The sequence below is a fragment of the Wolbachia endosymbiont (group B) of Horisme vitalbata genome, from assembly GCF_964028625.1.
Classification (GTDB): Bacteria; Pseudomonadota; Alphaproteobacteria; order Rickettsiales; family Anaplasmataceae; genus Wolbachia.
In genome coordinates, this window is sequence record NZ_OZ034797.1 from 1,257,357 (window position 1) to 1,271,249 (window position 13,893).

At 34.2% G+C, this 13,893-nt stretch carries 17 protein-coding genes and 1 pseudogene; 15 read left to right on the top strand and 3 right to left on the bottom strand.

The genetic code is table 11. From position 1 onward, the window contains the following. The first annotated feature begins 3 nt into the window (after positions 1-3). From ABWU56_RS06130 to ABWU56_RS06150, 5 genes are read left to right on the top strand one after another with little or no spacing between them, the layout of a single operon-like run. A complete protein-coding gene (locus ABWU56_RS06130) occupies positions 4-1,923 on the top strand; it encodes a DUF4815 domain-containing protein (RefSeq protein ID WP_353281299.1) in 1,920 nt (639 codons plus the stop codon). 4 nt (positions 1,924-1,927) lie between these two features. Further along, positions 1,928-3,115, top strand: a complete 1,188-nt coding sequence (locus ABWU56_RS06135) for a hypothetical protein (protein ID WP_353281300.1) — start codon at positions 1,928-1,930, stop codon at positions 3,113-3,115. After that, positions 3,115-3,309: a hypothetical protein gene (locus ABWU56_RS06140; RefSeq protein ID WP_114517444.1), complete on the top strand. Its 195-nt coding sequence runs from the start codon at positions 3,115-3,117 to the stop codon at positions 3,307-3,309. The genes ABWU56_RS06135 and ABWU56_RS06140 overlap by 1 nt, the downstream gene beginning before the upstream one ends. Further along, entirely contained in the window at positions 3,306-4,727 is a 1,422-nt protein-coding gene (locus ABWU56_RS06145) for a hypothetical protein (protein WP_353281302.1), read from the top strand. The genes ABWU56_RS06140 and ABWU56_RS06145 overlap by 4 nt, the downstream gene beginning before the upstream one ends. A 6-nt stretch (positions 4,728-4,733) precedes the next feature. Beyond that, positions 4,734-5,291: a hypothetical protein gene (locus ABWU56_RS06150; protein ID WP_208571640.1), complete on the top strand. Its 558-nt coding sequence runs from the start codon at positions 4,734-4,736 to the stop codon at positions 5,289-5,291. Positions 5,292-5,381: 90 nt separating this feature from the next. Here ABWU56_RS06150 and ABWU56_RS06155 read toward each other — a convergent pair whose 3' ends face one another. Further along, positions 5,382-7,064: a recombinase family protein gene (locus ABWU56_RS06155; RefSeq protein WP_353281304.1), complete on the bottom strand. Its 1,683-nt coding sequence runs from the start codon at positions 7,062-7,064 to the stop codon at positions 5,382-5,384. A 268-nt stretch (positions 7,065-7,332) separates the two neighbouring features. Then, positions 7,333-7,533: a hypothetical protein gene (locus ABWU56_RS06160; RefSeq protein WP_353281305.1), complete on the bottom strand. Its 201-nt coding sequence runs from the start codon at positions 7,531-7,533 to the stop codon at positions 7,333-7,335. Between the two features lie 16 nt (positions 7,534-7,549). Here ABWU56_RS06160 and ABWU56_RS06165 point away from each other — a divergent pair, with 16 nt between their 5' ends. The 4 genes from ABWU56_RS06165 to ABWU56_RS06180 all read left to right on the top strand — a co-directional run bounded on the left by ABWU56_RS06165 (position 7,550) and on the right by ABWU56_RS06180 (position 9,441). Further along, positions 7,550-7,915, top strand: a complete 366-nt coding sequence (locus ABWU56_RS06165; protein WP_353281307.1) for an IS5 family transposase — start codon at positions 7,550-7,552, stop codon at positions 7,913-7,915. A 20-nt stretch (positions 7,916-7,935) separates the two neighbouring features. Then, entirely contained in the window at positions 7,936-8,184 is a 249-nt protein-coding gene (locus ABWU56_RS06170) for a hypothetical protein (protein WP_353281970.1), read from the top strand. A gap of 86 nt (positions 8,185-8,270) precedes the next feature. Next, positions 8,271-9,230 carry an IS5 family transposase gene (locus ABWU56_RS06175; RefSeq protein WP_341815149.1) on the top strand — a complete coding sequence of 320 codons (960 nt, stop codon included), beginning with the start codon at positions 8,271-8,273 and terminating at the stop codon, positions 9,228-9,230. A gap of 31 nt (positions 9,231-9,261) precedes the next feature. Next, positions 9,262-9,441, top strand: a complete 180-nt coding sequence (locus tag ABWU56_RS06180; protein ID WP_410542171.1) for a transposase — start codon at positions 9,262-9,264, stop codon at positions 9,439-9,441. Here ABWU56_RS06180 and ABWU56_RS06185 read toward each other — a convergent pair. After that, a complete protein-coding gene (locus tag ABWU56_RS06185; protein ID WP_353281309.1) occupies positions 9,438-10,124 on the bottom strand; it encodes a hypothetical protein in 687 nt (228 codons plus the stop codon). The genes ABWU56_RS06180 and ABWU56_RS06185 overlap by 4 nt on opposite strands. 198 nt (positions 10,125-10,322) lie before the next feature. Between ABWU56_RS06185 and ABWU56_RS06190 the strand changes: the two genes are divergently transcribed. The 6 genes and pseudogenes from ABWU56_RS06190 (at position 10,323) to ABWU56_RS06215 (ending at position 13,876) form a co-directional block, all read left to right on the top strand. Further along, positions 10,323-11,246 carry a hypothetical protein gene (locus tag ABWU56_RS06190; protein ID WP_012673225.1) on the top strand — a complete coding sequence of 308 codons (924 nt, stop codon included), beginning with the start codon at positions 10,323-10,325 and terminating at the stop codon, positions 11,244-11,246. Between the two features lie 51 nt (positions 11,247-11,297). Then, positions 11,298-11,627, top strand: a complete 330-nt coding sequence (locus ABWU56_RS06195) for a helix-turn-helix domain-containing protein (protein ID WP_007549995.1) — start codon at positions 11,298-11,300, stop codon at positions 11,625-11,627. Positions 11,628-11,649: 22 nt separating this feature from the next. Next, on the top strand, positions 11,650-12,024 hold the full coding sequence (locus ABWU56_RS06200) for a helix-turn-helix domain-containing protein (RefSeq protein WP_007549999.1): 375 nt from the start codon (positions 11,650-11,652) through the stop codon (positions 12,022-12,024). A gap of 297 nt (positions 12,025-12,321) precedes the next feature. Then, the gene (locus tag ABWU56_RS06205; RefSeq protein ID WP_007551899.1) at positions 12,322-12,453 is read left to right on the top strand and encodes an ankyrin repeat domain-containing protein; all 132 of its coding nucleotides are present in this window, start codon (positions 12,322-12,324) and stop codon (positions 12,451-12,453) included. Positions 12,454-12,462: 9 nt separating this feature from the next. Then, positions 12,463-12,684 carry an ankyrin repeat domain-containing protein gene (locus ABWU56_RS06210; protein ID WP_353278965.1) on the top strand — a complete coding sequence of 74 codons (222 nt, stop codon included), beginning with the start codon at positions 12,463-12,465 and terminating at the stop codon, positions 12,682-12,684. A gap of 84 nt (positions 12,685-12,768) precedes the next feature. Continuing rightward, positions 12,769-13,876: pseudogene (locus ABWU56_RS06215) on the top strand (IS3 family transposase). Positions 13,877-13,893: the final 17 nt, after the last annotated feature.

The following is a 13,893-nucleotide window of genomic DNA, read 5'->3' on the forward strand; positions in this document are numbered from 1 at the left end:
AAAATGACCTTAAATAGTTATTATAACCGCTTTAATCCTGACAAAGAATATGAGAAAAGCTTATTTCTTGCAGGAAGAGGTCTACAGTCAGCAGAATTAAACGAGACTCAAGAGTATGCTCTTTTGAGGCTCAAAGGCATAGGCGATGCAATATTTCGTGATGGCGATGTTATAACGGGAAGCAATTGTATTATAGATAGAGAAACTGGTAAAGTTACACTTGAAGGAGGAAAAATCTATCTGCGTGGAGCGGTGAGAAAGGTAGAGGCAAAAGAGTTTGTTATTCCACTGAGTACCATAGTGCGTATAGGTGTTTATTATCTAGAATCTACGATTACAGAACTTGAGGACGCAAATCTTCGTGATCCTGCTGTTGGTACAAGAAACTATCAGGAAGTAGGAGCTGCAAGGCTTAAAGTTTCCATCATTTGGGGATACCAAGTAGAAAGTGTTACTGTTAACTCTACAAATAGCGAATTTTACCCAATTTACAATATTGAAAATGGAGTATTGATAGAACATTCACCGCCACCACAAGCAAATATAGTAACTACTGCGCTTGCTCGTTATGACAAAGAAGCCAATGGTTCCTACGTCGTAAATGGTCTTGAAGTAATGTTCCTGCAAAAGGAAGAGGGAGAAGGAGGAAAAAAAATATTTGTGATTAATGAGGGCAAAGCTCATGTTGATGGCTATGAGATTGAACTTCCTCACAGTATTCGTGTTTCTTTTGATGAAGATCCGGATATAAAATCAGTTGAATCAGAACCACATACTTTTCAGCCAAATAGCCACAGAGTAATGGAACTGAAGGTTAATGATTTTCCAATAAGTGAAATTAAAAAAGTAGATATAACTGTTCAAAAAACCATTACTGTTACTCATGGTTCATACTCTGGAGCTATTGATCCGATACCTGACTCTGCAGTACTTGAGATTATTCAAGTTAAACAAGGCAATGTTATTTATGAAAATAGTATAGATTACAAATTAAACGCAGGAAACGTTGATTGGTCATTACCAGGTAAAGAACCAGCTCCTGGAAGTAGTTATCAAATAACCTATCGCTGTCGCACTCATGTAAGTCCTGAAGATATAAGTGAAGAGGGGTGTAAAATAAAAGGAGCAGTTGATAACAGTCTGGTTTTGATTGATTACACCTGGAAAATGCCCCGCTTTGATTTAATTACTATCGATAGCAAAGGAGTGGTAAGAAGAATAAAAGGAATTTCTCACCCTTGGCGACCATCAATGCCTAGAGCGCCTAGTGGACAACTTTTGCTCTGCTACATTCATCAGACGTGGAAAAAAGGCGAAGGGGTAAAAATAGTGAATAATGCTATTCATGCTGTACCGATGAATGAGCTTGAAGCAATGAAAAAAGGAATAAATGATCTTTATGCTCTTGTTGCACAGGAACGTTTACGCAGTGATGCAAATTCAAGAGAACCTACTACCAAAAAAGGAGTATTTGTTGATTCGTTTTTTGACGATGATATGCGTGATCAAGGAATTTCGCAGTCTGCAGCAATAGTAAATAGAGAGCTAGTTCTGCCAATAGATGTAGAAGTTGCAGATATTGAAAAAGGTGGGGAAAGATATCTTTTGCCTTATAAACTTGAACCGGTACTGGAGCAGCTTTTACAGACTAAAGGAGAAAAGATTAATCCGTATCAAGCTTTTCCGGCACAAATTACTCTAAATAAAAACATTGACCACTGGACAGAGGTTACCACGAATTGGAAAAGTCCAGTAACAAGAGTATTTAATGTTAAAGAAACGACAGAGCTGCTGTCAAGTACTTCATACGAAACTGAATTTATGAGAGAAGCAGTACAGAATTTTGAAATTGAAGGTTTTGAGCCAAGTGAGAAGCTTAAAGAGATAAAATTTGACGGAATAATTATTCAACCTATAGCATAAAAATATGTTAATAGTTAACAATCAAGGACAAATAAGTGGAAAAATAAAAATCCCAGCAAATATTCCAGCAGGTACTAAATTAGTACAGTTTTATGGTGATAAAGGAAGCTATGGAGAAGCAACGTACACTGGTAAAAAAACTATTACCATAGAAGAGAGAAGAAGAGTTATTGCAGCAAGAAGAATTGATCCTTTAGCGCAAACATTTACTTTAAATGAGAGTAGGCACATAGGAGGTCTAGAGTTATGGTTTATAAATAAAGGCAAAAAACGTGTTGTTGTGCAGATTAGAGAAACAGCAGTGGGAATGCCATCGCAGACTGTTATTGCTGAAAGCTATATTGAGCCGAAAGATATAAAAGTAGATGGCACAGCAACACGTATAGAATGGTCGCCAGTGTTTTGCCATGCAGGAGAGGAGTATGCAATAGTACTGCTTACTGATGATCCTGGTACTGCAGTAAAAATAGCAGAACTTGGCAAATATGATGCAGTAAATAGCCGTTGGGTAACAAGCCAGCCATATCAAGTAGGAGTATTACTGTCATCAAGCAATGCAAGCACCTGGACTCCACATCAAAATTTAGATTTAACGTTTCGACTACTAGCTGCAAAATTTAGCGAAAATTCTCATGTTATTGATCTTGGCAAAGTTACAGCAACCAATACTTCAGATTTAATTGTTTTGACGAACGTCGAAAAAGTAGCATTTGATACCAATGTAGAATTTATTCTGACAGATGAAGAAGGAAAAGAAAATTTTCTATCTGATAACTTGCCGCTCGCGCTGCGTGAAAGACTATCTGGAGAGTTAACAGTAAAGGCAAATTTAAAAGGGTCAAAAGAAAAAAGTCCAGTGCTATATCCAGGGTTACAGCTAGTTCTAGGTAATCTTTTAGAGTCTGGAGATTATGTTACAAGAAGTATTACAGCAGGAGCTAACACTAAAATTACCATAACGTATGATGCGCTAATACCTGGCACTGCAGATGTAAAAGCATATGTGGAACAAAGCGTCAAAGGATGGCAATTAGTAAATTTAACATCAGGAAAACCAATTGGAGAAAATTGGGTAGAGAGAACTCATGTGCTGACAAACTTTAATGGCAATGAGACTAGGGTAAAATTAGTTTTAAGTGGAACAGTTGTTTATCGCCCTAAGGTAAAAAATCTCAGAGTGATTGTCACATAATGACTGTTGACCAAACCAAACGAGGATATCCACTGCCTCATCCAGAAAATATTGCAGTTCAAGATGTAGTACGTATTCGAAGAGCTATAGAAAAAATAGATGAAGATATTACCGAAAGAGAAGATGAGCATAATCAACTAAAAAATAATTTTAAACGATTTAGATTTGAAACTTTTTTGAATTTTTGGGAATGAAAGAAGCAATATACCAAAGGATAAAGGATTTAGCAGCAAATAGCACACCTGATCAACTAGCATATCTTGCAAAATCGCTGGAATTGATAGCAGATAAAAAAGCTATTGCTGACATTGTGCAGATGACTGAGGTAAAAGAGATAATTGATGCACTACAAAAGAGGCTTAAGGATTTAGCAGCAAACAGTACACCAGATCAATTAGCATATCTTGCTAAAGCATTGGAATCAATAGTCGACAAAAGTGCGGTTTCTGAAATTGTGCAGATGACAGATGGTAAGCTAAAAGAACTTCTTGATAGTGCAAAAAAACACTTAACTGATCTGGATAATAAAAAAGCTAGCTCTTTAGCAGTGATCTCTGAATCAGAGAAGCAGTTATTAAAGAGAATCGATGAAAAAGGGACAACAAATTTATCGCTACTTGATACGAGAAAGAATGCCAATATTGCAGCAATAAATAGCATTAGTAACAGTCATAAAGATGGTCTTAAAGGTTTAGTAGAAGATTTTCGTGCTGTTAATAATGTACCACCTGGCTCATCAATTATAGGAGAAATAGAAACTCGAATTGAAAACATCTCTAATGAGGTAAAAACTCGGGATGAACAGTTAAAAGCGTCTCTTATAAATGAAATAAGAAAGCGCAACATGGTTGAACCTGGAGCATTACCTTTCTTATTTGGTGTACTTGGAAGAAAAAATAATTACTTTGGCCACGGAACTTTTATGACAGAGCTTGGAAAGTGGAGTAGTGATATAACAAAAACTGACTATATGTTACAACTACTAGCAGGTAGCCATACATACGATACAGATTACGTTAGTTTTTATCGGCCAAGACAACTAAGTTTTATAGAGGGAAGCAAGGGAACATTTATTTACGGAGAGTTATACACAAACAGTTTTTCTGGTAGTTATGATCAAATATACTATTACCCATATGCTGCACTTGGAGTAGTATTTGTAAAAAATACAACAAATGTGAACATAAATAAAACGATGGAATTTGTTGGATCATCGTATTCGAGTACGGAGTATGGAGGTGCAGGATTATTTGTGGGAACGCCAGATAATACTAATTCCAGTAAGTCAAGAATCTCTAAAATAATGTGGAAAAATGTTTACCAATACACGAGTTCTGATAGCAAATTAGCTGGATCTGGTAATGTGGAGATTCCAGCAGGAAAAACAGTTGCAATATTACTTTACACATCATCTTACCTGTATTCCAGAACACAAGTTAGTCAAGGTATGCTTGCATCAAATTATGTACACAACTATGGTCAATTTATTCAGTGGGGGATTTATAACATACGTAGCAATGTTCTAACTACAGGACTTGAAGTAGATGTGGAGAGAACGCTAAAAGCTTGGCAATGTCCAGGATTATCTAACACGTATGAGATTTGGAGGTAACAAACAATGTCTATCTACATTAGATTTGAAAATGATAAACAAGTAGAAACAACAACACTTGAAAGCAAGCCAACTGAAAATGATTGGTATGAAGCACCAGAAGATTTTGATTGGCAAAAAAGCTATTGTTTAACAGAAGGAGGCAAAATTGCTCAGCGGAATCAAGAAGATATTGAATTGGAGTTACTACAAAATGCGAAGTTTTCTGCACTTTCTAATCTTCATGCTTATTATGATAACTATACTCACCAATACGCAGGATATTCTCATCAGAAGTCTAAGTCGTACGAAATACAAGCAAAAGCCGCAGAGAACATTTTAGCAGCACCAGAATCTATAGACAAAAAAGATGCAGAAATTATAGAGCCATTAGCAAAAGTCCGAGGAATTTCAGTAGTAGAAATGGCAAGAATAATTCAGGAAAAAGCAAAAAGAGCGAAAAAAGCAATAATCAAGTGCGAAGAATTGGTGGATATAGCTGAAAGGGAAATCGGTGAAGCTAAAAGTAAGGAAGAGCTGCAAACTTTGCTAGATAATTGTAAACAAAAAATGCAAGAAAGTTGAAAAGGGGAAAAAGAAATGACAGAACAGTTTCTACATGGAGTAAATGTTATCGAGGTTACCTCAGGAGCGAGGACAGTACGAACAGCTAAATCATCGGTAATTGGAGTAAATACACCTACGACAATGTTGCAAATTTTTATTTTCCTTTCCATTATGTCCAGAAGAGTTCGGTAGCTCTTTTACGCGAAATACCACATTTACGTCCTCAAGGTTAATTTCAATTCTCTTGACCAATGTTCTGATAATATCACGTTTAGTTAACCAGTCTGCGTTATCAAGGTTTAACGTAATATTGGAAGAAAAGTCTTCTAAATTGGCCACAACCAGAGTTACCTCCTGTTCTAATTCCTTTTGATAAAATATCTTTTTCTTCTCTTCTTTAATTGTTTTTAAGCTTTGTTTCATTGCTTTAATTCGTGGTTCAAATTCCTCTTGATTGATATATTCTTGAGCATAACTATCGATAAGTCTAGCAATACCACGTTTTAATTTATTTTCTTGTTTCTCTAGCAGGTCACTTTTTTGATCCAATGATGATTTTTTTAGTTCTGAAAGCCTACGCTTGTATTCTTCTAAAATCCTGTTTGGATTTTTCAATAACTGCTTAACCTCTTCCCACACAGCTGTTTCTAATGCATCTGAGCGAATGGGTTTATTGTCACAAATCTTATTACCACCAAAACGGTAAGAATCTTTACCACTACAACGGTAATATGCATAATGACCACCTTCTTCTTCTCGTCTACTTCTCATGCAAGTTCCGTAACATCCGTAATTACAACGCTTACATATGACTAAACCTTGTAGTAAGTACTTTGCTCCTCTTTTTCTTGTCCTTGCTACTTTTCTATTTTCAGCTAATTGTTCTTGAACAATATCAAATATATCTTCATCTACTATATTTGGCACTTTAATATAAATCCAATTTGCTTTTTCAACAGGATAGACAGAGTGGTTACTTTTTGGCTGCTCACAAGAGCCTTTCTGTGGTCTTACTTGCTTTAATCTTACTCCTAACCTTCTTCTACCAAAAGCTGCTTGTCCTTTGTAAGCAGGGTTTTTCAACATACTCCAAATTGTACCTTTATTCCAGCGTTCTTTTCCTTTTTGTGTCTTAATGGACATAGTATTTAGCCGACGACATACTTCCCCAATACTTGTTCTTTCTCTGCCTATCCACAAAAATACTTTACGAACGACATCAGCTTCTTTTTCGTTAATCTCAAATAAAGCTTGTCCTCCTCCCATATGCTTATCTATATAACGATAACCATAAGGAGCTCCTCCCATTACATTTACATAGCCTTTGTTAGCTGCATAGATTTTACCACGACGACTTCGTTCCATAATTTTCGCACGTTCATATTCTGCTATCATACCTTGCATTTGTAACAGTAATTGAGATTCTGGGTTACCGTTAATCTCATAATTTAAAAAAACCACTTTTGCTCCTGCTTTTTCAAATTCTTCAATCAGCACCATTTGATATGCATATTTTCTAGATAAACGATCAGGAGAATGAATGTAAATCTTATCAATTTTACCTTCTGTTACTTTATCACGTAATTTTTCTAAATCAGGGCGGACTAAATGAGATCCACTGTAGCCGTTATCAATAAATTTATACTCACTTAACAATCTGTATCCGTCCAGATTAATTTGCTTCTCTAAAGCTGCAATTTGACTTTCTATCGTATTTCCTTCTACTTGTTTCCCCGAAGAAACTCTCGCATATAAACATACTGTTACCATTTGACCCTCCTTGAATCCCATTTTTATGTTTTAAGTTTTTTTGACTTATTTCCTTTGACACTACCTTTTCATAAGCATCTGATAAGCATTGTTCTGCTAACCGATTAGGTTCATAGCTACAGCTAATTTGGATAGCTAATCTCTTGTTTCTCATGACTTTTCCTTGAAATAATATGTTCATATCATTCCTTAAAGCCGATGGTTAATTGATTATTAGCGCTATAAGTAAATCGGACTCTTGGTTCTGGACACAGAAGTTTTCGAGAAATGGTTTTCTCTAGTTTTATTTTTATGTTTTTTGCAACATTGTCGGTAGTGTAAAAGCGCTGTTATCGGATATATCTACGTAATTTCTTTTACCGTCTTTCCCAGTTTTGACCTCAACTTCACCATCACCTATTTTTATGGTACTACCGCCAAGGTTTAAGTCTCCTTTACTTAGAACCTGTCTTGAAAGGTAATGAAGAAAAGAGTATGATGAGGTAAGCAAAAAATAGGAGGGTAAGTTGTATCCAAGTGATATAAGTGACAAGGAATGGGAAATTTTAGAGCCCTATGTTGCACAAGGAGCGATAGGACGACCAAGAAAACATAACATAAGAACAATTATTAATGCAATAAGGTACATAATGAGGGGTGGTTGCCAGTGGAGAATGCTACCAAAAGATTTTCCTCCATGGAAAACGGTGTATGACTATTTTCTCAGGTGGCGTAATAATGGAAAATTGAAAAAAATACATGACATGCTAGTAAAAGAGGTAAGAAAAATGGTTGGCAAAAATGAAACACCTTCAGTAGGTATAATTGACAGTCAATCAGTGAAAACGACTCAAAAAGGGGATCAAGAGGATATGATGCCGGTAAAAAAATAAAGGGTAGAAAACGTCATATTATTGTAGATACACTAGGTCTTGTAATTACTGCAGAAGTACACAGCGCAAGCATTCAGGACCGTGATGGTGCTACCAATCTTTTTGTTCAAGCTAAATGCAAAGCTCCAACATTACGTAGGTTTTTTGCTGATCAAGGGTATAAAGGTAAATTACAAAATCGATGTTTGTTGGAAACTGGATGTTTGCTAACGATTACCAAGAAATTGGTTGATACAGGATGGCTTTGTTGCATAGCTAGTGTTGGTTGAGGTTATTGTAAGAAGAAAAGCTTTTTAATATATGGCTACTAACGCATTTTGTTGTAAAATAGGCATTTTTCAAACAAGTACAACTTATGCCACAAAAAATGAGAGTAAGTAACCAAAGAGAATATAACGAGTTTCTCAAAAAAAGAGGAAATGTTTTTCATTTTGTTAATCAAGCCATAGAAAATTGGTATGAAAATAGTCCAAAAGTTGCAGGTGGCAATAACACTTATAGTGATAAAGTTGTAATTTTAATACACATAATAGTTCATCTTTTTAGAATTGGCTTGAGACAAGCTGTAGGTTTTGTAAAAGGTTATATGGTACAAATAGGCAAAAAACTTAAGATTATCAGCTATACACAAGCTTCCAGAAGATTTAAAAAGCTTAATTTGAAGATTGATGACCATAGAAGCAATAAAGATGATCTGGAAAATGTTGAAATTGCCGTAGATAGCACTAGAGTTAGTATCTACAATAATAACGGTGGGCATAGTAAGCTTAATATTCGAAAAAGAAAATACAGTGGTTATGGTCAAGTAAGAAAATTACATGTTGTTTTAAACATAAATGATAAGAAAGCAATAAGCATGAACTACACTAGTGGTGTTGCTGTAGACTATTTGCCGGTCTGCGATATGTTAGAAGAAGTCAGTGATAAATATAACATTTGTTCTATTCGAGCAGATGCGGCTTATGATATAAAAAGTGTGTATAAAGAATGCAGAAAATACAATATTGTGCCTATTATTCGCCCTAGGAAGGATACTAAAATTTGTTTAGCTGACTACTTATCAGAAAGAAACAAGTATATTAGTAGAATTAGGTCATATGAGAATTATGAAGATGGTATTAATGAATGGAAGAAAAAAGTTAAGTATGGAGCACGGTCTTATATTGAAGTCTTTTTCTATAGGTTGAAGCAAATATTTGGGTTTGGCTTGAAAAATAAATCAGAGGTAAATCGTGAAAAAGAGCTGTTAATTAAGTGCTACTTATTGAACAAATTTACTGATATAGGTATGGCTGAATTTAAATTAGCTGCGTAAATTCACTGTGATTTACATGCCTATCAGTGCTATGCAACAAAGCCATACAGGATTTCAAGTTATTCCTAAACGTTGGATTGTAGAACGAACCTTTGCCTGGCTTTCCAATTTTAGACGCATGAGCAAGGATTACGAACATTCTCCTCTTACTTCAAAAAACAATATCTTATTTAATATGATTACTTCTATGCTTACTAAATTAGCCAATTAACTCCTTTCAAGACAGGTTCTTAAGCCCAAATTTTTTGCACCTTCTACAACTTTGGCAACATCAACTATGCAGCTATGTGAAAATTCAATATAGAAGGTCTTATTATCGATTTCTACATCTTCAACAGTTCCTTCTATAGTAGCGTCTTCTCCAACTTCCCTAAGTTTCTTGAGCCTACTATATATTTGTGGCTCAATTTCTTTTTGCACTTTTTGATACATTTCAGCTATTTTCTTATCAACTTGTACATTAAAATCTGCTCCATGTAAGGCTAACTTTCTGATTATATCTTCTTGTTTATTTTCTTTGAATTCATCACGATACATCTTAAACATTGTAACGTTAGTGAAGCTAAAGCCATCTTCGTTGCGAGCGTTTACTCTTATTCCTAAATCCAAAGCTTCATCGACGATTTTACTTAATTTGTCTAGATTTTCAGCTGCAATAGCTTTTTCCAAGAATTCATTTAATTTCACATTTTCATATTCACTTAGCCTTATCTTGCATAAAGCTGATCGAAATGGATTGAGCTCCTCAGGATATGTTAAGACAGGTAATTTACTAATCTTTTTATTTGCTGTTGGAGCAGCTTTTATAAAATTAGGTAATAACCCTTCTTTTGCTATTCGCTCTACCGCTTTTAACATTTTACTAGACAATTTTTTACCATTTATTTTTTTCATTGTAACCCTCACTTAATTTCATTACTATTCGATCATATCGTGATAAATATTATTTAATTGTTAATATTATACGACTTATTGATTTACTGTATATTATAATAACAAGTTTTGCGGGCATCTACACTAGAAAAACACATCCTATAAAAATTATTTCAGTTTCAACAAAAATGGGGTATCGTAATCGTAAAATTGAAAAAAATGGATATCCTATCTTACTCTACTGAAAAGCTGAAAAAGCATTGTCAGCTACTTGATGATGAAGAAAAAATAGTTCTATATGAGCAGCTGCTAGACAAGGCTAAAGATATACTTGAAAACTCAAGAGATGATATTGCAAAGTTGAAAGAGGTAAGCAAAGCAGTTGTAGCAATAGAGGAAACTACCGATAAGCAGTTACTAGAAAAGTTTAATGATGATCACCCGCTAAGAGAAGTGGACATTTTAATCTACTCTCCTCAAGGAAATACTGAATATCTATTCAGCATAGATAACTCATCAGAGCTTTATGATTTAAAAGAAGATAAAGAAAAAGCTCTTTATAATGCAGTAAAGTTAAATGATGTTGAGCTTGTAAAAAAGCTGCTAATGATCCTTTCACCTACAGAAGTAAGTAATTTTGACACGAAATACTTGGAAGAATTGAAAATATTGCTGTCAGGAATTCACAAAGAATTGCAATTATCACAAGATATGAAAAATTATCTTGAGAAGACGATAAAGTTCTATAGTTTTTTATGTAGTAATTTTAACTTACTAGTTACAAATCCTACTGACGTAAAAGCCATAATTGATCTATTTGCTGCTCAACCAAATATTGATTACCAAATAGATAAGCTTCTACTTTCTTTTATTGTAAGAGATGTTGAGGAAAAAAAGCTAAACTCTGAAATTAGTCATATGATAGAACTTCTTGAGCAACACGAAAGATTTGCTGAGCTCGAATACAAGGTTAGAAGATTAAGATCAGAGTTTGCAAGTGGCAAAAGCAGATACTCGGCTGAAGTAATACGAAATAGCATTGCAGAACGAGAAAAAGAGATGAGGGAAATTGAGAAAAAATACGTAAGGCCAAACGATTTAATTAGCGAGAGGCAGAAATTATTAAAGCAATTACTTTGCTAGCTTTTTTTCCACTTCATAAAATTTGTTGTAAATTTGAATAAGAGGTGAAAAGTGCAATTAGGTAAAAAAATAAAACAACTTAGGTTAGATCGTGCTTTGACACAGACCGAATTGGGAAAGAGAATAGGTGTTTCGTATAGACAGATACAAAAGTACGAAAATGGTTCAAATTGTGTTTTGGCCAGTAGATTATATGATTTAGCAAAAGCACTATCGATAGATGTTGCTAACTTTTTTACTGATATGCACACTGACTCACATGAAGCTTATGATGAAGAAATACTAAAGTTAGTCAAAGGATATAACGAAATTAAGAGCAAAAGGTTACGTAGTGCAGTTTATATATTGGTAAAATCTTTTTCTCAAAGTGATAATACATAGTTAATATTACCTGATACGTAAAATGACTATACAACATCCTATCGATAAACAAATAGGGGAAAGAATAAGGAAAAGAAGGCTAATGTGTGGTTTTAGTCAAAGAGACTTAGGAAAAAAGCTTGAAATTTCATTTCAGCATGTACAAGGATATGAAAGCGGAGAGATTAGGCTTGTAGTTGATAGGTTATATAAATTAGCAGAAGTACTATCGGTTGATATGTCGTATTTTTTTACCAAAGCCTCTGAAGACTTACATGATAAGGCCTTCCATAGCGATGTAGGCAGCGAAGAAATATCAAGGCTAGTGAGGGAATATAGAAAAATTGAGGATGAAACTCTGCGTGACATTGTTCATTTAGTGATTAAGGCTCTTGCTAATACAGGCTTTAAAGCATAAATTCTCTCCTTGAGTCGTTGAAGAAAACTTAAACTTTCATTTTCTTCATCATTTTGCTTTTCTTTCACTTTGATGCGTGTAGTTATACCCTACACAAAGTATAATGTTTTAAAAATAAAAACCTGCACCATAAAATATTGAGATTTAGAATATTAACTTATAAAGTCTTTTCGGCAGTTTTAGCGAGGGTTTATTAGCAAGGATGTTGGAGGTTAGCAATGACTATATCTGAAGGTGTAATACAGCGTATAAGGCATAATGATAAGAACGCGATAGGGGGATGATTTTTTGGTCAAGGTGGCTGTGCACCATCCAGCTAAGTTTGATAGCTTAGAAGTAACAAAATTTTTAGTAAATAATAAAGGTGTAAGTTTTAACGCTAAAACTAATGACGAAAACAAGCCTATTCATATTGCAGCTGATTTTTGAAATATCGATATTGTAAAATTTTCTCTTAATAAGGGAGTAGAAGTTGGTACAAAAGGTAAAAACAATTGGACTCCTTTGCATTATGCTACCAATAAAGGATATCTAGGAATTGTAAAGCTTCTAATAGAAAAGCAACAACAAGAATCATTTATTAATAATTCTAATATTAATAATTCTAAAACTACAGATCAGTCTACTATGCTGCCAAGGAAGGCCATTTACCATCTGTAGAATTTCTCATAGAATATAATGCACCCCATAAACTAGACCAAAAAAAAATGGTTGATCCGAGTAGGAAAGTAAAGGGGTAAAAGTATGGCAACAAAAAAATATGAACCAGAGTTAAAAGCAAAGATAGCTTTGGAAGCAATAAAAAATCAAAGAAGCACAGCTGAGATATGTAGTGAATATAAAATACCATCAACAAATCTATATGATTGGCGTGATAGAGTATTGGCAAGGTTAAAAGACCTATTTGTTGAAGAAAGTGAAAGTGCGAGAAAACAAAGAATCTTAGCGCAAGAAATAGAAAGTTTACATAAAGTAATAGGAGAATTGACAGTGGAAAATAGTTATTTGAAAAAAAAATTACTGAAATAAGCAAAAAAGATAGAGTAAGATTTATAGAAAAAGATTCTGATCTGTCAATTAGGAAACAGGCTGATTTACTGGGGATTTGCAGATCTAGCCTATATTATAGGCCTATAATTAATAACGAAAGTGAAATTTGATTCAAGAAGTATATTTGGCTTCTGATTGCCGTTATGGATATCGTAAAATTACTGCTGAGATCATAGCGAGTGGAGTAGTAGTCAATCACAAAAAAATCTTAAGAATTATGAAAAAAATGAAGATTAGTGGGCTGTATTGTAGAAAAAGATGTAATACAAGTATTAAAGAAAAAAAGCATAAAATATATCCTTATTTACTCAAAGATTTGATTATTTGTAGAGTTAATCAGGTATGGGCTACTGATATAACATATATTATGGTAGAAGGTAAGTTTGTCTATTTTGTGGCAATAATGGACTTGTATAGTCGCTATATTATTGCTCATTCATTATCACCATATCTCGATGCTGGATTTTGCCTTTATACTCTCAAAGAAGCTCTAAAACAAGGTAAACCTGAGATTTTTAATAGTGATCAAGGGGTGCAGTTTACTAGCTACAACTTTATTATGGAATTAGAGCGTGCTAATATTAAAATCAGTATGGACCATAAAGGACGTTGCTTCGACAATATATTTGTTGAGCGCTTATGGAGAACTTTAAAGCAAGAAGCTATATATTATTATAGACCAAATAGTATCAGAGATTTGAATCTTATAATAAACGATTTTGTTGCTTGGTATAACTATAGAAGGCGACATCAGACTCTACATTATAAAGTTCCTGCTGATCTCTATTATCATAAACAGTAAATGAATATATTCATAAA